We start from the raw sequence: 15,995 nt of genomic DNA, 5'->3' as shown, positions 1-15,995 counted from the left end.
TCGAATTCGGTATATGAAGGCGGGAGTTCGGGTCGCACTGGCCGCGGTACCGGTCGCCCTCGGAATCACCTGCGCGACCGTCGCGCAGTCGGCGCCGGGCCCGGTGCAGCCGGGGGTGACCACCCCGAGCGCCCCGGCGCCGGGCGCGGCCCCGACGGACACTCCGGCACCCCCGGCGCCGGCGCCGGCTCCCGACGATCAGCCGGTGGAATTGCATCAGGCGGCCCCCCAAACCCAGGCGCCCGCGCCGCAGTACAACCGGCCGCGCCCCACCCCGACCCCGGACCCGACGCCCGATCCGGCGCCGCGCACGGTCCGCATCGGCGACAACGATGTCGTGGTGCCCGACGCGGTGCCCGACCAGGTCGTGCAGGGTCTCCAGAACGCCCTCAACCCGGGCGGCCAGCCACCGCAGCAGTAGTTCCGCGGCCCGGCACGTACAGCGATTCGACCGCCCGGCGCGCGCGCTTCGACCGCCCGGCATGAAGCAGCGCTTCGGCCACCGGGCACGTCCAGCGCTTCCGCCGCCAGGCACGTCCAGCGCTTCCGCCGCCAGGCACGTCCAGCGCTTCCGCCGCCAGGCACGTCCAGCGCTTCCGCCGCCAGGCACGTCCAGCGCTTCCGCCACCGCGCACGTCCAGCGCTTCCGCCACCGCGCACGTCCAGCGCTTCCGCCACCGCGCACGTCCAGCGCTTCCGCCACCGCGCACGTCCAGCGCTTCCGCCACCGCGCACGTCCAGCGCTTCCGCCGCTGGGCACGAAGCAGCGGTCCGACAGCCCGGCATGCGCGGTGAATCCACTGCCGGGCTCAGAAGAGCATGGGCTCGCCGAATCCGGGAGTGCGCTCGATCTCCAGCAGCCGTTGTTTGGTGGCGAGGCCGCCCGGGGCCGAGAAGCCGTGCAGCGCATGGTCGGCCGCCAGTACTCGATGGCAGGGCACGATCAGCGGAATCGGATTACGGCCCATGGCCTGACCGACCGCCTGCGCCCCGTGCGGCCGCCCGGCGCGCGCGGCGACCTGACCGTAGCCGAGGGTATGTCCCGGTGCGATGTCCCGGGCCACCCGGTACACCTCCCGGTGGAATTCGGGAATGCCGCTGTGGTCCAGGGGAATCCAGCGCAGATCGTCCAGCCGGCCGGACAGGTGCCGGCGGACCGCGGCGATCACCTCGCGGGCCAGTTCGCCGGGCTCGGTCTCCCGCAGCCCCGCGCGGGCCAAGCGGCCGCGCATGGTCGCCGCGTCGGGCGTGGACTCCGGTAACCGGAACCGCACGATGCCCAGATCGGTCCACGCCAGCGCACAGACCCCGATCGCGGTGTCGAACAACGCCGCCGCGAGGGAACCAGTCGATTCGGCCATGTGACCAGTGTGCCCCGGGGCACCGACATTTCTCACATCGAACGGTCCAGTTGCGTGGAACTGGACTGCGATTGGTGGGCACGCATCGCCTGGAGTTCCGCGTACTGCCGGATCCGGTCGTACTGGTCCGGCGGCATCGACCAGTCCGCCATCGGTGCGTGCGGGCGATAGCGTTCGAGCAGGACGGATGCGCGTTCGCCCGGTTTGGGCGCGCAGCGGTGGACGATCCAGGCGAAGAGTGCGACGACCACGACGGCGGCGATGAATCCGATCATTTTCCCAGCGTGCGCCGGAACTGGACTTGAACAAAAGATCCACCGGCTCGATACTGGACCGCATGGCACATCGGGTAATCAGCGCCGCGACCCTCACCCGCGACCTCGGCCGCTGGCGGTACGACGAGGGCGATGCCGCCCGCCGGCCCTCCCGGCCCGCTTATCTGGCCCTGGCCGAGAGCATCCGGTTGCTGATCCACGACGGCCGCGCCCCGCTCGGCGTGGCCCTGCCCAGCGAACGCGATCTGGCCGCCGCGCTCGAGGTGAGCCGTACCACCGTCACCTCCGCCTATACCCTGCTGCGCGAACACGGCTATCTGATCAGCCGGCAGGGGTCGCGCAGCACGGTGGCGCTGCCGCCCACGGTGACCCACGACGGCAGCAAGCCGGCCCGCAGCATCCTGGTGTCGATGACGGCGGCGGAACAGCCGGCCATCGACCTCACCTATGCCGCGATGTCCGCGCCGCCGGAGATGAGCGACGCGTATTCCGTTGCGTTGCAGGGGCTTCCGATCTTCCTCGGTACCCACGGCATGGATCCGGTGGGTGTGCTCGCGCTGCGGGAGGCCATCGCCCGCCGCTACACCGAACGCGGTCTGCCCACCGAGCCGGACCAGATCCTGGTCACCCTCGGCGCCCAGCACGGGCTGCGACTGCTGCTCAACGTGCTGACCGCACCCGCCGAGCGGGTGCTCATCGATCACCCCAGCTACCCCAATGCCATCGAGGCGATCCGCGATGTCGGCGCCCGGCCGGTGCCGGTGCCGCTGCGGCCCGAATTCCCGGCCGCCGCCTGGGATCTGGACGGGATCCGCAGCGCCGCCCGGCAGACCGCGGCCGGCACCGCCTATCTGGTCCCGGATTTCCACAACCCGACCGGCATGGTGATGAATGCCGAGGACCGCGCCGAACTGGCCGCGATCGCCCGGGAGACGCGGATGACGATGATCATCGACGAATCGATGGTCGATCAGCAGCTGGACGGGGCCGCGCCGCCACCGGTGGCGGCCTTCGCGCGCGGTCCGGAGATCGTCACGATCGGCTCGGCGTCCAAGGCGTTCTGGGGCGGTCTCCGGGTCGGCTGGATCCGGGCGGGTCAGGCGTTGATCACCAAACTGCTCGGCACCCGGTCGACGGTCGACCTCGGCACCCCGGTGGTGGATCAGCTGGCCACGGTGCACCTGCTGGAACACGCCGACATCATCCGGGAACGCCGCTGCGACCAGCTGCGCAGCCGCCGGGCCGCCCTGCTGGCGGCGCTGGCCGAGGAACTGCCGGACTGGCGGGTGCTGCCCGGCGCCGGCGGCATGTCGCTGTGGGTGCAACTGCCCGCGCCGGTCTCCACCGCGCTGGCCGCCACCGCGCCCAATCACGGGGTGCTGCTGGCGGCCGGGCCGCGGTTCGGGGTGCAGGGCGCCTTCGAACGTTACGTCCGGCTGCCGTACACCCACGAGGAGCCGGATCTGCGCCTGGCGGTGAAGGGCATCGCCGCCGCCTTCGCGGCGCTGACCCCGCACGTCACCGAACCGCTGTCGCCGGTCACCTGTTACTGAACGGTGGCGTGCATCAGGTACACGTTGTAGTCGCTCCAGGTGCTGATGGTGAACCAGAGATCCGAGCCGCTGGACCACGGGTGGATGAATCCGCCGTAGAGCTCGGGATAGTCGGCCACGGTCACCGTCGGGGTGCCCGGCGACCACTCGCCCTGCGGCGCGGCGGCCTCGCGCACCACGATCGCCGCCTGCGCGGTGTCCAGATAGCTCATCTGCCAGACGTCGCGGGAGGCGTCGTAGCGCACCGACAGCTCGCCGGCCGGCGCGTCCACGATCGGGGTGGCCGCCGCCGCGCCGCCGACCGGGGTCCAGTCGCCGTCGCTCCAGTACTGGTAGGCGGTCGGGTTGAGCACCTGGTCCTTCGGCACCCGGGCCAGGCCGACCGCGCCCAGCCGGGTGTTCGGGGTACCGAACAGGTAGACGTAGTCGCCGTGCGGAACCATCGCGCCCACTTGGAAATTCGCGAGCCCGAAGATGTCGTCCCAGTGCGCGTACGGATCCTTGATCCAGGTTTCGCCGTGGTCGTCGGAGTAGGCGATGCCGCCGTAGTTGGTGTAGAAGGTGCCGGGGATGCTGTTCCAGGTGCGGATCGACATGTAGCTCAGGTACTGCCGATCACCCAGCGCGAAGCCGGAGGTGGGGATCGTGGTGATCTCGATGTTGTCGGCCTTGCGGCTGCCGAGCACCTCCGCGGCGTGACACCGGGAATCGGTGACCATGCGATCGATCACCATGCCGTGGCTCAGATCCCGGTTGGTGGAGAAGCCGATCAGGTTGCTGCGCCAGTCGCCGCCCATGCCGCCGGGCGGATGGAAGCCGCGGCCGATGGTGTCGCCGAAGGCCATCGCGATCTCGCCCGGGGCGCTCTCCCACATGATGCCGAGGTCGGTGCCGTCCACCTGCCAGCGCTTGTCGGTGCGGTTGATCGAATCGGCGCCGGTCTCCTTGGCCACCTCGTGCACGTCGCTGACCCGCGGCGCGGGCCGGGCCGCCACCCGCGGCGCGGCTTCGACCGGCGGTTGCAGCCGCGGCGGCGCGGGCTGGGTGGGTTGCGGCGGCGGGCCACCGGGGACGGCGAAGTAGAAGGGGTGCGGGCTCAGCAGCAACTGCGGCAGGCCCAGCGGGTTCAGCGGGGTGGACGGGTCCGGCAGGTTCGTCAGGTCCGGGCAGGGATCGGTGCACGGATCGGCCGGTAGTTCCATCCGGACCCGTTGCGGCGCAATCGGTTCCGGCGGGCCCTGGTCGACGGTGACCACGGGGTACGGCACCGGCACGTCCCAGGTCTTCGGGATCAGCGGTTGATGGATCGGCGCCGGGTCGGAGGCGCACGGCCCGGCGCCGGAAACGGCTGTGGCGGAACCGGGTTCGTTGTCGGCGGCGGCGGGGATCGCCGCACCCCAGGCCAGCGCGGCGGCCCCTGTGACAGCCAGCAACCGGATGGCGGGTACCACGGTGAACCGCGTCGTCGACGCCGCGGCGTGCCGCGTAAACCTCATTGAACCAACCCCTCGGGAAATGCGTAATGCCGGATGTGATTCGGACACAGCGGTCACCCACGCTGCACACCGTTTCGACGAGGCTCGACTTTACTGGGACGAACAGCACAATCGAGTCAGACCACGCCGAACGGGTAGAACGGCATACAGTGGATTGGAACCCTCGAACAGGATTGTCATCGTGAAGATTTCGTTCATCCGTGTATTACTTCCCGCCGTCGCCGTCGCCGGTCTGCTCGCCGGAGGTGTGACGACGGCAGCCGCCGCCCCGACCAGCTCCAACTCGGGGACGGACGGTTCGAATCTGGTTGTCGGCCCGCGCGGCCAACTGGAGCCCGGGCCCAGCAAGACAAGTGACAAGAACAAGAAGGACTACCTGAACTGCGAGCAGGTCTGGTCCGACGGCAAGGGCCCGATCTATCCGGGACAGCCCGGTTACAGCGTGCTGCTGGATCCGGGGGGCACCGGCGTCGCCTGCGCGCACTGAGCCCGTCGCGCACGGGCGCCGAGCCGTGGGCGACCGGTGAGCCGACGCCGCGGGATTCGGCATCGCGGGATCGGGTGCCGCGGGATCGGGTGCCGCGGCCTTCAGGATTCGGCTTCGAAGCGCAGTACGGTCCCGCCGATCCGTACCGCGTCGCCGTCGGCGAGCACGCCGGCGTTCTCGATCGGCTCGTCGTTGACGTAGATCCCGTTGGCCGAATGCAGGTCCCGGATCAGCAGGCCGGTGCCGGACGTCAGGATGTGCGCGTGATACCGGCTGACCTTCGGGTCGTCGAGCACCAGATCGTTGTCGGTCATCCGGCCGATCTTCAGACCGCTCGCGGTGATCTGCACGGTCGCCCCGTCCGGCAGCCGCAAGCGGCCGCCGCGGGCCCCGCGCGGCCGTTCCATCACGGTCTCGGTCATGGCCTTGGCCATCCGCTCGGCCCGCGCGATCGCCTCGGTGTCCAGCGGTTGCTGGCGCAGCACCCGCTGTTCCAGTTCCAGCAGCGCCGGGCCGGGATCGATGCCGAGTTCGTCGGCCAGCACCGCGCGCACCCGGCGGCACGCCTCCAGCGCGTCGGCCTGCCTGCCGGACAGGTACAGCGCGCTGATCAGCTGTACCCACAGCGGTTCGCGCAGCGGATGCGCGGTGGTCATGGCCACCAGTTCGCCGACCACCGCGGCCGCCCGGCCGCAGGCGATGTCGGCGTCGATCCGGGCGGCGGTGACCAGCAGTCGCTCCTCGTCCATCGCGGTGGCGAAGCGTTCGGCGAAGACCAGGCCGGGCAGGCCGTCGACGGCGGTGCCGCTCCACTGCGCCAGCGCGTCGGCGAACAACCGGGCCGCGCGGTCGGGGCGGCCCGCGTCGGCGGCCTCGGCGCCGGCCCGCCGGGCTGCCTCGAAGCGGCCCAGATCGCAGTTCTGGTCGGCGATCTCGAGCCGGTATCCGGCCGCCTCGGTGCGCAGGACCGCGGCGGGATCCACCCCGGCGGTCCGCAGCGCCTTGCGGATGTTGGAGACGAACACCTGCAGGCTGGCCTGATAGGCGTCCGGCGGCTGCTCGTTCCACACCATGTCGCCCAGCGCCTGGGTGCTCACCGCGCGGCGCCGGTTCACCGTGAGCACCGCCAGCAGCGCCCGCGGCTTCGGCCCGCCGACCGACAGTGGCACGCCATCGATCAGCAGTTGGACGGGACCGAGGATCCGCACATCGACGGACGGACGCCGGTCCGCCTCGCCGAGTTCATGGCCGTACACGTTGACGCCTCATCAGTCGATCACGGAGCGCCCGAGCACCACTCGGGCCGGAAGCTTCCCGGGGAGTTGCCCATGTCCGCGCGAAATCGGTTGTCCGGCAGGATCGGCACGAGCTGCGCCCGGCCGGCTCCCCGTGCCCGGCCGGGCGCGACACACGGTGCGCCGGCTAGGCGCTGACCGACTTGCCCGCCGAGCGCAGGTCGTTGCAGGCCTCGATGACACGCTGCGCCATCGAGGTCTCGGCCTTCTTCAGGTAGCTGCGCGGGTCGTACACCTTCTTGTTGCCGACCTCGCCGTCGATCTTCAGCACGCCGTCGTAGTTGCTGAACATGTGCGCCGCGATCGGACGGGTGAACGCGTACTGGGTGTCGGTGTCGACGTTCATCTTCACCACGCCGTACTGCAACGAGTCGTCGATCTCGGACTTCAGCGAGCCCGAACCGCCGTGGAAGACGAAGTCGAACGGCTTCGAACCCTGCGGCAGCCCCAGCTTGGCGGCGGCCACCTGCTGGCCCTCGGCCAGCACCTCGGGCTTGAGGACCACGTTGCCCGGCTTGTACACACCGTGCACGTTGCCGAAGGTGGCGGCCAGCAGGTACTTGCCGTTCTCGCCGGCGCCCAGGGCGTCGATGGTCTTCGCGAAGTCGTCGGAGGAGGTGTACAGCTTCTCGTTGATCTCCGCCTCGACGCCGTCCTCCTCACCGCCGACCACGCCGATCTCCACCTCGAGGATGATGTTCGCGGCGGCGGCCTGCTTCAGCAGTTCCTTCGCGATCTCGAGGTTCTCGTCGATCGGCACGGCCGAACCGTCCCACATGTGCGACTGGAACAGCGGGTGCCGCCCGGCCTTGACCCGCTCCTGGGAGATGGCCAGCAGCGGCCGGACGAAGGTGTCCAGCTTGTCCTTGGGGCAGTGGTCGGTGTGCAGGGCGATCGTCACGTCGTACCGGGCGGCGACCACGTAGGCGAACTCCGCCAGCGCGACCGCGCCGACGACCATGTCCTTCACGCCCTGGCCCGAGCCGAACTCGGCGCCGCCGGTGGAGAACTGGATGATGCCGTCACTGCCGGCCTCGGCGAAACCGCGGATGGCGGCGTTGATCGTCTCCGAGGAGGTGCAGTTGATCGCAGGGAAGGCGAAGGAGTTCTCCTTGGCCCGCCCGAGCATTTCGGCGTAGACCTCCGGAGTCGCGATAGGCATCTGGTGACCTCCGTCTGTGCGGCCGCCGGATGCGGCGCGGAAAATCTGTCGACACACAGATTAAGATCCCGTCTGATTCCGGCGAAACCCGCCCCGCACCGGAGAACCCGATCAAGGGCCCCTGTGAGGTTGCCGAGACGTTCGGTGCTATTCGGGTTCGACCGGTACTGTGGGGGCCGTGACCTTGCTGGCAGTTTCCGACGTCCTCGCCAGCAGCTCCGGCATCAAGGGGCTGCTGGATCCGATGCATCTGCTGACGGAGACCTGGCTGAAGAATGCGGTGCTGCCGGCGATCCTGATCATGGTCTTCATCGAGACCGGTCTGCTGTTCCCGATTCTGCCGGGTGATTCGCTGCTGTTCACCGGCGGCCTGCTGGCGGCGACCGCACATCCACCGGTGTCCATCTGGGTGCTGGTCCCCGCGGTCGCGATCGTCGCCTTCCTCGGCGACCAGAGCGGCTACTGGATCGGCCGGTCGATCGGCCCGGCGCTGTTCCAGCGGGAGGATGGGCGCTTCTTCAAGCAGCGCTACGTCACCGAGACGCACGAGTTCTTCGAGAAGCACGGGCCCAAGACGATCATCCTGGGCCGATTCGTCCCGATCGTCCGGACTTTCATGCCGGTGCTGGCCGGTGTGTCGAAGATGGATTACCGCACGTTCGTCACCTTCGACATCGTCGGCGGCGTGCTGTGGGGCGGCGGGGTGAGCGTGCTCGGATACTTCCTGGGCAACGTCTCCTTCATCCGCGACCACGTCGAGTCCATCTTCCTGCTGATCGTGCTGATCTCGATCCTGCCCGGCATCATCTCGGTCGCGAAGAAGGTGCTGAATCGCGGCGCGAGCCCGGCGCCCGCCGCGACGCGCGCCGATGTCCACGTCAACGAGCCCACGCACTGATCCGCCTTGCCCACCCCGCTATCCCACGCGTTGGGCGGAATCGGCGCCCTGCATTCCGCCGGGCCGGCGCTCGTGTGGACCGTGGTCCTGGTCTTCGTTTTCCTCGAGTGCGCGTTCATCATCGGACTGTTCCTGCCCGGTGATTCGATGCTGCTCACCGCAGGTGTCGTGCTGGCCTCGCACGAATCCGGCCACATCCAGGTCTGGGGGCTGGTGGTCGGCACAATGGTCGCGGCGATCGCCGGCAATCAGGTCGGCTACCTGGTCGGGCATCGCGCCGGACATCATCTGGTGGCGCGGAAGAACGGGCGCTACATCAACGCCCGGAATCTGAGCCGGGTCAGCGATCTACTGCATCGGCACGGTTTCCTGGCGGTCCTGGTCGCGCGCTGGGTGCCGTGGGTGCGGACCCTGTGCCCGCTGGTCGCCGGGGCGGCCCGGATGAACCACCGGCGCTACACCCTGGCCAGCTCGATCGGCGCGGTGCTGTGGGCGCCGGTGCTGCTGCTCGTCGGCTTCTACACCGGCGGTTTCCTTGATCGGGTGCCGTGGCTGATGCCCGTGGTGATCGGCACGCTGGTGGCCGGGCTGGTGCTGGGCACCGCCGTCGGGATCCGGCAGTACCGGATCGAGATGGCCCGCCCGGCCGTCGACTTCGACTACGACGACTCCGTCACCGAGGAACTTCCGGTCACGGCCCACCGGCCGCACCCCGGGCCCACCTTCTACCGCCCGTCCGCGGCACTGCCCGGCGGCGCCCGCAGGCCGGGTGGTCCGGGCCGGGTATAGGCCGAGCCGCGGTTTCGCCGCTCAGAACCCCGCGGCAGTGACGAGGTGGGCGGCTTCCATCACCATCCAGCCGGACAGTTGCACCGACAGGTCGCGTTCCGGATTGCGGGAGGCCACCACCGAGCCGCCCGCACCGACATAGCTCGCGCCCAGGGTGCCGGAGGGCATCCGGGCCGGTCGCGACCAATCGTGGCCGAACAACGGCTCGCCCTCCACCTCCAGCCGGTTCTCCCAGGCCGCCCGCGCCGACGCGGTCACGAGGCGCGCCGCCGTCCGCCGCGCGGCCACCTGCTCGGTGCCGGTTCCCGGCAGCATCACCGCGACCAGTGCCAGATATCGGGCCAGGATGCCGTTGAACAGGCCGCCGTCGCCGCCACCGCCACCGGTCACCACCGCGTCGGTGGTGAGATGCTCCTCGACCGCGCGCAACAACTGCTGCACCCGCTCCACATGGTCGAAATCGCCGGTGTGCACGGCCAATTCGGTCTCCAGACCCAGTACCGTGCCCTGGCAGTAGGTGAAGACCGGCCGCTCCACCTCCCCGGACGGCAGATGGATGCCGTCGAGGACGAGACCGGTCTGCGGATCGAGCAGCGTCGCGTGCAGCCAGTCGGCGATCTCCCGGGCCCGGCCGTGCCGGCCCAGCCGGACCAGCAGGATGCCCACCGGCCCGTTGGCCGGGGCATTGAAGTAGTCCGCCCCCTTGCGCCACGGCATCGCCCCGACCTGCGGCTGCCAGCCCTCGACGATCTCCTTCTCCAGGGCGATCAGCCCGCTGCGCAGTTCGGCGGCGCCGCGGGTGCGGTCCGCGCGCTCCAGCGCGAGGGCGAGCCAGGCCATGTCGTCGTAGTAGTCGTTGGTCCAGCCGGTGATGTTGCGCAGCCGGTGGCCGTGGGCGATCGTCGCGATGCGGCGGGTGCGCGCCGGGGTGCTCTCCCGGTTGGCGGCATCGATCGCGCACTCCAGCAGATGGGCCTGCCACCAGTAGTCCCAGGTCGCGAAGATGCGCTCGCGCCGGGTGGCGGGCCAGCCCACCAGGGCCAGCTCGGCTCCCGGAATCCCCCAGAGCATCCGCAGATGCCGGGACACGACCGCGGACTCGGCCATGTTCGCTCGCTCCGACCACACCGCTGCGGTCGGCTCGGCTGCGCGGTCGGCGGGTGGCCGGGCGCGCCGCGGCTGCGGATGCGACGCCGGCGCATCCTCGCTCCGCGAAGTCATGGCTCCATGGTGCCAGTCCGCACCGACATTTGCGCCCGAATTGTTACCCGCGGCGCGGTTCGCGTCGTACCCGCGCGCACCGGCGGCGATCAGGCCAGGACGTCGTGCCGGACGATCGTCTGATCGCGGCCGGGACCGACGCCGATGCAGGAGATCCGGGCCCCGGACAGCTCCTCCAGCCGCAGCACGTAATCACGCGCGGCGGCGGGCAGTTCCTCGAACGACCGCGCCCCGGAGATGTCCTCCCACCAGCCGGGCATCTCCTCGTAGATCGGCTTGGCGTGGTGGAATCCGGTCTGTGTGGTGGGCATCTGCTCGACCCGTTCGCCGTCCACCTCGTAGGCGACGCAGATCGGCACCCGGTCCAGGCTGGAGAGCACGTCCAGTTTGGTGAGGAAGTAGTCGGTGATGCCGTTGACCCGGGTGGCGTACCGCGCGATGACCGCGTCGAACCAGCCGGTGCGGCGGGCGCGGCCGGTGGTCACGCCGACCTCGCCGCCGGTCTTGGCGAGGTACGCGCCGGACTCGTCGAACAGTTCGGTCGGGAACGGGCCGGAGCCCACCCGGGTGGTGTACGCCTTCAGGATGCCGAGCACCGTGCCGATCCGGTTCGGGCCGATGCCCGAGCCCACCGCGGCGCCGCCGGCGGTCGGGTTGGAGGAGGTCACGTACGGGTAGGTGCCGTGGTCGACGTCCAGCAGGGTGCCCTGCGAGCCCTCCAGCAGGATCGTCTCGTCCCGTTCCAGCGCCTGGTTGAGCAGCAGCCGGGTGTCGCTGATCCGATGCGCGAAGCCCTCGGCCTTGGTCAGCACCTCGTCGACCACCTGCTGCGGATCGAGCGCGCGCCGGTTGTAGATCTTCACCAGCACCTGGTTCTTGAATTCCAGGGCGGCCTCGACCTTCTGGGTGAGGATCTTCTCGTCCAGCAGGTCGGCGACCCGCACCCCGACGCGAGCCACCTTGTCCTGGTAGCAGGGGCCGATGCCGCGACCGGTGGTGCCGATCTTCTTGTTGCCGAGGAAGCGTTCGGTGACCTTATCGATGGCCACGTGGTACGGCATGATCAGGTGCGCGTCGGCGGACAGCAGCAGTTTGCCGGTGTCGACGCCGCGCTGCTCCAGGCCCGATAACTCGGCCAGCAGCACGCCCGGATCCACGACCACGCCGTTGCCGATGACATTGGTCACCGAGGGGGTCAGGATGCCGGAGGGGATCAGATGCAGCGCGAAATTGTCACCGTTGGGAAGGACCACGGTGTGCCCGGCATTGTTCCCGCCCTGGTAGCGGACGACCCACTGCACCCGGCCACCGAGCAGATCGGTGGCTTTGCCCTTCCCCTCGTCGCCCCATTGGGCGCCGATCAGGACGATTGCCGGCATGTGGAGTCTCCTCGGGTTGGACACGCAACATCGCTGATGTTGCAGCTACCTGCCGTTCCCCAGGCGGTGGCCGGGAGCACAGTCTAATAGATGCGCGAAACGGGCTCGTCGTGCGCCGCACAGCATCCATGTCGTGCACCGCACAGCGTCCATGTCGTGCACCGCACAGCATCCATGTCGTGCACCGCACAGCGTCCATGTCGTGCACCGCACAGCATCCATGTCGTGCACCGCACAGCGCCCCGGTTGCGCCGAAAGGACACAGGCCCGGCTCGTCGTTTCACAGCAGCGAATCCCGGACGTCGCGACTATGGTGACTGCGAACGGCGGACTGCTCGGGGTCCGCCCGGCGCAGCGAGGGCGATGGAGTTGTCAGGTCCGTGGTGGATGGACGGCCGGGTGCCGGTCGGCGGGAGGACGTACCGCGGTTGAGTACTCACGTTCTCCGCTGCAACGGGGCCCCGGTCCCGATCACGCTCGCGCCGTTGCCGATCACCCAGACCTCGGCGATCCCGGACCGCTCCGATCTCGACGAACTGCTACCCATCCTGGGTGCGGACGGCAGCCAGCCGCGGTTGATCGTGCTCGGTGAGGACGCCGGTCTGGCCGCGGTGCTCACCCACCTGCTGCGCCTGGAGCGCCTGAGCCTGGAGATCGGCTACGTGCCGGTGGACCGTACCTACGGTTCGCGCGCCTACCAGACCGGAACCGGTTCCGCGGCGGCCAAGCGCGCGGTGGAGGGCAAGGCCGCGCCGACCCCGCTGATCCGCGACGACACCGGCACGGTCCTGGTCGGCCGCGCCACCGTGACCGGCTCCGGCGGCGCCAAACTGACCGGCGAGGCCTACGTCGACGACGTCCGGCTGTTCACGGGAAAGGTTGCGGCGCTGCACATCTCACCCACCCTGGAGTTGCCGGGAGTTCGCGCCGCCGTACAGCGCGGATTCCGCAAGCGGCGCTGGGTGTCCGGCCGCGCGGTGCAGCTGGGCACGCCCGGCGCCCTGGTGGTGCGCGACGGCATCGTGGCGGAGCGAACAGTGCCACGCTCGGTGTTCTACCGGCACAATGACCCGTGGCTGCTGGTTCGGTGAGTTCGGCGATCCGGCCGCCATCGGTTCGATGAGTCACAGAGGGGGTCCGAGCGAGTGAGCAGTACTTTCGGGGCCAGACGCACCAGCGGTGCGGTGCGGCCCAGCCCGATCTTCCTGCTGCTGGTGGCGCTGACCGCCGCGGGCGGCGCGATCGCGTGGAATGCCGAACTCACCTCCAACCTGGCCAAATTCGGCGTCTTCGTGTTCGTGGTGTTCGGCTGGATCGTGAGCGTCTGCCTGCACGAGTTCGGGCACGCCTACACCGCCTGGCGCGCCGGTGACCGCGAGGTCGAGATGCGCGGTTATCTGACGCTGAACCCGTTGCGCTACAGCCATCCGCTGCTGTCGATCGGGCTGCCGATGCTGTTCATCGCCCTCGGTGGTTTCGCTCTGCCCGGCGGCGCGGTCTATCTGCAATCCGGGAGTTTCGCCGATCGCACCAAGCGGCTGATCAGCGCCGCCGGGCCGGCCACCAATGCGGTGCTGGCCGTCGTGCTGCTGGTGATCGTGCGGGTGTTCGGAACCACGCACAGCCATCCGGCGTTCTGGTTCGGGCTGAGCTTCCTGGCCTTCCTACAGGTGACGGCCACACTGCTGAACCTGCTGCCGGTGCCGGGCACCGATGGTTACGGCATCCTGGAACCGTCGCTGAGCTATCAGACCCGGCGGTCGCTGGATCAGGTCAAGCCGTACGGGTTGCTGCTGTTGCTGGCGATCCTGTGGATTCCGCAGCTGAACACGGTGTTCTTCGACATCGTCGATCACCTGTTCGGGTTGTCCGGGGTGCCGTCGCTGTGGGCGGCGTACGGGGACTACCTGGTTCGCTTCTGGCGGTGAGCCGGGCCCCGCTGTTCGCGCCGGGGTGGCCGCCGGATCCGGTGCCCGCCGCCACACCCTGCGATCCGCTGGCACCGATCCGACCTGCCCCTCCCATGGCGACGCGGACCGCGCCAACGGATTCGCGCCTCCGGCCGACCTGGCGGTCCACCACCGGTGCGAACTCTGCGACCGCGGCACCCCTCGTGGACGCGGTCACACCATGAACGGTATGGGGCCGCGCAGGTGGGGGCACGAGTAGCGCACTACCCGAAAACCTGGCCGAAATCAGTCGACCGGGTCCACGTACGGCCGCGCCACCGTCGGCGGCAGCAGCGCCAGCGCCGACAGTCGCCGCACCCCGCACACCTGCATGAGATCGACGACGATCGATCGAATCTGCGCGAACACCACGTGCGCGGACAGTCCGGCGTCCTCGATCAGATCCGTGGTGGCGCCCTTCGCCACCCGGCGCAGCATCCGGGTGGTCTCCGCGGCGTCCGGCTGCTCGCGTGGGCCCACCAGCATGAAGCGCCGCACCACGTCGGTGGCGGCGCCGAGCTGTTCCACCTCGTCGACCAGCCGGGGGTTCAGGATCTCGTCGTCCAGGACCAGGCTCAGGGCGCGGCGTAGTAGCACCCGGGTGTTGCGGACGGCGTTGTCCAGCGGATCGGCGGTCGCACGCAGGGCGTCCAGCCGGGTGCGGGCGTTCCAGTACAGCGGCGACACCCGGCTCAGCTCCCGGCCGCCCTCCAGGATCGCCCGCAGGCTGTCGATCTGCGGCTGGGTGCCACGCACCGAGTCCAGGGCGGCGCGGATCTTCTCCGGATCCTGTTCGTGCAGGCCGTCGGCGCACCGGATCAGCGCGGAACTCATCACGCCCAGGATGTCGGCGGCCTGCCGGCGGGCCCGGCGCACCGGATGCAGCGGGATCACCGCCACCACGACCACCCCGACCAGGCCACCCACCAGCGCATCGATCATGCGCAGGCTGCTGGCGCCGGAATGCGGCGGCATCAGCGTCGCGACCAGCACCGCCGAACCGGCGGCCTGCATCGGGATGATCGCGCCGCCGTCGAGGAAGATCGCGATCGACATGGCGACCGCCACCACCAGCGCGATCTGCCACGGCCCGGTCCCGACCCGGGAGATGAAGAAATCCCCGATGCCGATGCCGACGGTGACACCGGCCACCAGCTCCACCGAGCGGCGCAGGCGCGCGCCGAAGGACACCCCGATCGAGACGACGGCGGCCGTCGGCGCGAAGAACGGTTGCGAGTGACCGATGAGGCGATGCGCGATGAACCAGGACAGCGCCGCGCCGACGGCACACTGCACGATCGGCAGCGCCGACCGGCGCAACCGCTGCCCGCCGTTGCGCAGCCGCTGCCGGCCGGTGTCCCGGACCGTCTCGAGGGAGGCTCCGCTGGTCAATTGCCGCTGTGACCGGCCGTCAGCTCAGGCCCAGCGCGGCGGCGGCGCGCGGGTCGCAATCCTCGAGCAGATCGAGGCAGCGCGCGTACTCCTCCGTCTCGCCGATCGCGCGGGCCGCCTTGGCCAGCGCGGCGACACTGCGCAGGAAGCCGCGGTTGGGCTCGTGGCTCCACGGCACCGGGCCGAAGCCCTTCCAGCCGTTGCGGCGCAGCAGGTCGAGGCCGCGGTGGTAGCCGGTCCGGGCGAAACCGTAGGCGGCGACGGTGTCCAGGCTCACGTCGGTCCCGGCCGCATCGGCACGGCTCAGCGCATCCTCGGCGAGCTGTGCCCACGCCACCGAGGCCGCCGGATGCGCGGCCGCGACCTGCACCGGATCCTGTTTGCCGAGCAGTGCCTCCTCGGCATCGGAGATTTCGGGCAGGAGTACCGGCTGGGGTCCGAGCAGATCACCGAACGAGGTCATGCGCTTCATTGTGCACCGACGCCCGAATTGCTCGTTAGGCTGACCGACGTACATCACCAGTAGATCGATCGAACCGCCGATGCCGAGCGAGGGGTAGCGAGTGTCCGACCTGAACGACGACCAGAAGCCGCAACCGGGCTCCGGTGCCGAGCAGCGTCCTTCGGGCACATCGTCGCCCGGCTCCTCCAAGGCCCCCGAGACCGCGCAGACGCAGCGCATCGCCCGGGCCCCGGGCCCGAGCGCGCCGACCGAGCCGTTGGCGTCGCCCTCGGCCC

General features: G+C 70.0%; 16 protein-coding genes. 7 read left to right on the top strand and 9 right to left on the bottom strand.

Annotated features, from left to right (window positions below; genetic code table 11):
* Window positions 1–13: 13 nt before the first annotated feature.
* Window positions 14–421, top strand: coding sequence for a hypothetical protein (locus tag LBW94_RS42060; RefSeq protein ID WP_225059782.1), 408 nt, complete (start codon window positions 14–16; stop codon window positions 419–421).
* A gap of 388 nt (window positions 422–809) precedes the next feature.
* Here the strand turns inward: LBW94_RS42060 and LBW94_RS42055 are convergent, their stop codons facing one another.
* Together LBW94_RS42055 and LBW94_RS42050 are read right to left on the bottom strand one after the other, a co-directional pair.
* Window positions 810–1,361 carry a methylated-DNA--[protein]-cysteine S-methyltransferase gene (locus LBW94_RS42055; RefSeq protein WP_225059726.1) on the bottom strand — a complete coding sequence of 184 codons (552 nt, stop codon included), beginning with the start codon at window positions 1,359–1,361 and terminating at the stop codon, window positions 810–812.
* Between the two features lie 32 nt (window positions 1,362–1,393).
* Window positions 1,394–1,636: a hypothetical protein gene (locus LBW94_RS42050; protein WP_225059727.1), complete on the bottom strand. Its 243-nt coding sequence runs from the start codon at window positions 1,634–1,636 to the stop codon at window positions 1,394–1,396.
* Window positions 1,637–1,698: 62 nt separating this feature from the next.
* On the opposite strand from LBW94_RS42050, the gene LBW94_RS42045 reads away from it, so the two are divergent.
* On the top strand, window positions 1,699–3,189 hold the full coding sequence (locus LBW94_RS42045) for a PLP-dependent aminotransferase family protein (RefSeq protein WP_225059728.1): 1,491 nt from the start codon (window positions 1,699–1,701) through the stop codon (window positions 3,187–3,189).
* On the opposite strand, the gene LBW94_RS42040 is transcribed toward LBW94_RS42045, so the two are convergent.
* Complete coding sequence (locus LBW94_RS42040) at window positions 3,183–4,685, bottom strand: DUF4185 domain-containing protein (protein WP_225059729.1); 1,503 nt, start codon at window positions 4,683–4,685, stop codon at window positions 3,183–3,185. The two genes, LBW94_RS42045 and LBW94_RS42040, sit on opposite strands and share 7 nt — an antisense overlap.
* A 181-nt stretch (window positions 4,686–4,866) precedes the next feature.
* Here LBW94_RS42040 and LBW94_RS42035 point away from each other — a divergent pair, with 181 nt between their 5' ends.
* Window positions 4,867–5,172, top strand: a complete 306-nt coding sequence (locus LBW94_RS42035) for an excalibur calcium-binding domain-containing protein (protein WP_225059730.1) — start codon at window positions 4,867–4,869, stop codon at window positions 5,170–5,172.
* 101 nt (window positions 5,173–5,273) lie between these two features.
* On the opposite strand, the gene LBW94_RS42030 is transcribed toward LBW94_RS42035, so the two are convergent.
* Together LBW94_RS42030 and fbaA are read right to left on the bottom strand one after the other, a co-directional pair.
* Window positions 5,274–6,428, bottom strand: a complete 1,155-nt coding sequence (locus LBW94_RS42030) for a BTAD domain-containing putative transcriptional regulator (RefSeq protein ID WP_225059731.1) — start codon at window positions 6,426–6,428, stop codon at window positions 5,274–5,276.
* 166 nt (window positions 6,429–6,594) lie between these two features.
* Window positions 6,595–7,629 (bottom strand): class II fructose-bisphosphate aldolase, encoded by a 1,035-nt coding sequence (gene fbaA, locus LBW94_RS42025; RefSeq protein WP_225059732.1) that lies wholly within the window; start codon window positions 7,627–7,629, stop codon window positions 6,595–6,597.
* 244 nt (window positions 7,630–7,873) lie between these two features.
* On the opposite strand from fbaA, the gene LBW94_RS42020 reads away from it, so the two are divergent.
* Both LBW94_RS42020 and LBW94_RS42015 read left to right on the top strand, forming a co-directional pair.
* Window positions 7,874–8,527: a DedA family protein gene (locus tag LBW94_RS42020; RefSeq protein WP_225059780.1), complete on the top strand. Its 654-nt coding sequence runs from the start codon at window positions 7,874–7,876 to the stop codon at window positions 8,525–8,527.
* 6 nt (window positions 8,528–8,533) lie between these two features.
* Window positions 8,534–9,316 carry a DedA family protein gene (locus LBW94_RS42015; RefSeq protein ID WP_225059733.1) on the top strand — a complete coding sequence of 261 codons (783 nt, stop codon included), beginning with the start codon at window positions 8,534–8,536 and terminating at the stop codon, window positions 9,314–9,316.
* Between the two features lie 21 nt (window positions 9,317–9,337).
* Here LBW94_RS42015 and LBW94_RS42010 read toward each other — a convergent pair whose 3' ends face one another.
* Window positions 9,338–10,423: a glycoside hydrolase family 76 protein gene (locus LBW94_RS42010; RefSeq protein ID WP_225059781.1), complete on the bottom strand. Its 1,086-nt coding sequence runs from the start codon at window positions 10,421–10,423 to the stop codon at window positions 9,338–9,340.
* A gap of 203 nt (window positions 10,424–10,626) precedes the next feature.
* The gene (locus tag LBW94_RS42005; protein ID WP_225059734.1) at window positions 10,627–11,916 is read right to left on the bottom strand and encodes an adenylosuccinate synthase; all 1,290 of its coding nucleotides are present in this window, start codon (window positions 11,914–11,916) and stop codon (window positions 10,627–10,629) included.
* Window positions 11,917–12,344: 428 nt separating this feature from the next.
* Here LBW94_RS42005 and LBW94_RS42000 point away from each other — a divergent pair, with 428 nt between their 5' ends.
* Window positions 12,345–13,007, top strand: a complete 663-nt coding sequence (locus tag LBW94_RS42000; RefSeq protein ID WP_225059735.1) for a hypothetical protein — start codon at window positions 12,345–12,347, stop codon at window positions 13,005–13,007.
* A 54-nt stretch (window positions 13,008–13,061) separates the two neighbouring features.
* Window positions 13,062–13,844 carry a site-2 protease family protein gene (locus LBW94_RS41995; RefSeq protein ID WP_225059736.1) on the top strand — a complete coding sequence of 261 codons (783 nt, stop codon included), beginning with the start codon at window positions 13,062–13,064 and terminating at the stop codon, window positions 13,842–13,844.
* 267 nt (window positions 13,845–14,111) lie between these two features.
* Here the strand turns inward: LBW94_RS41995 and LBW94_RS41990 are convergent, their stop codons facing one another.
* Window positions 14,112–15,257: an FUSC family protein gene (locus LBW94_RS41990; protein WP_225059737.1), complete on the bottom strand. Its 1,146-nt coding sequence runs from the start codon at window positions 15,255–15,257 to the stop codon at window positions 14,112–14,114.
* Window positions 15,258–15,276: 19 nt separating this feature from the next.
* Window positions 15,277–15,720, bottom strand: a complete 444-nt coding sequence (locus LBW94_RS41985; protein WP_225059738.1) for a DUF3151 domain-containing protein — start codon at window positions 15,718–15,720, stop codon at window positions 15,277–15,279.
* Window positions 15,721–15,995 lie beyond the last annotated feature (275 nt).

Source organism: Nocardia sp. alder85J, from assembly GCF_020176955.2.
In the GTDB taxonomy this organism is placed as follows: Bacteria; Actinomycetota; Actinomycetes; order Mycobacteriales; family Mycobacteriaceae; genus Nocardia.
Note: the sequence above shows the minus strand (reverse complement) of the source record. Positions and strands in the feature narration are given on the sequence as shown.

Coding starts and splice junctions, on each gene's coding strand:
- LBW94_RS42060 (WP_225059782.1), top strand. CDS start 14: ATGAAGGCGGGAGTTCGGGTCGCACTGGCCGCGGTACCGGTCGCCCTC.
- LBW94_RS42055 (WP_225059726.1), bottom strand. CDS start 1,361: ATGGCCGAATCGACTGGTTCCCTCGCGGCGGCGTTGTTCGACACCGCG.
- LBW94_RS42050 (WP_225059727.1), bottom strand. CDS start 1,636: ATGATCGGATTCATCGCCGCCGTCGTGGTCGTCGCACTCTTCGCCTGG.
- LBW94_RS42045 (WP_225059728.1), top strand. CDS start 1,699: ATGGCACATCGGGTAATCAGCGCCGCGACCCTCACCCGCGACCTCGGC.
- LBW94_RS42040 (WP_225059729.1), bottom strand. CDS start 4,685: ATGAGGTTTACGCGGCACGCCGCGGCGTCGACGACGCGGTTCACCGTG.
- fbaA (WP_225059732.1), bottom strand. CDS start 7,629: ATGCCTATCGCGACTCCGGAGGTCTACGCCGAAATGCTCGGGCGGGCC.
- LBW94_RS42020 (WP_225059780.1), top strand. CDS start 7,874: ATGCATCTGCTGACGGAGACCTGGCTGAAGAATGCGGTGCTGCCGGCG.
- LBW94_RS42010 (WP_225059781.1), bottom strand. CDS start 10,423: ATGGCCGAGTCCGCGGTCGTGTCCCGGCATCTGCGGATGCTCTGGGGG.
- LBW94_RS42005 (WP_225059734.1), bottom strand. CDS start 11,916: ATGCCGGCAATCGTCCTGATCGGCGCCCAATGGGGCGACGAGGGGAAG.
- LBW94_RS41985 (WP_225059738.1), bottom strand. CDS start 15,720: ATGACCTCGTTCGGTGATCTGCTCGGACCCCAGCCGGTACTCCTGCCC.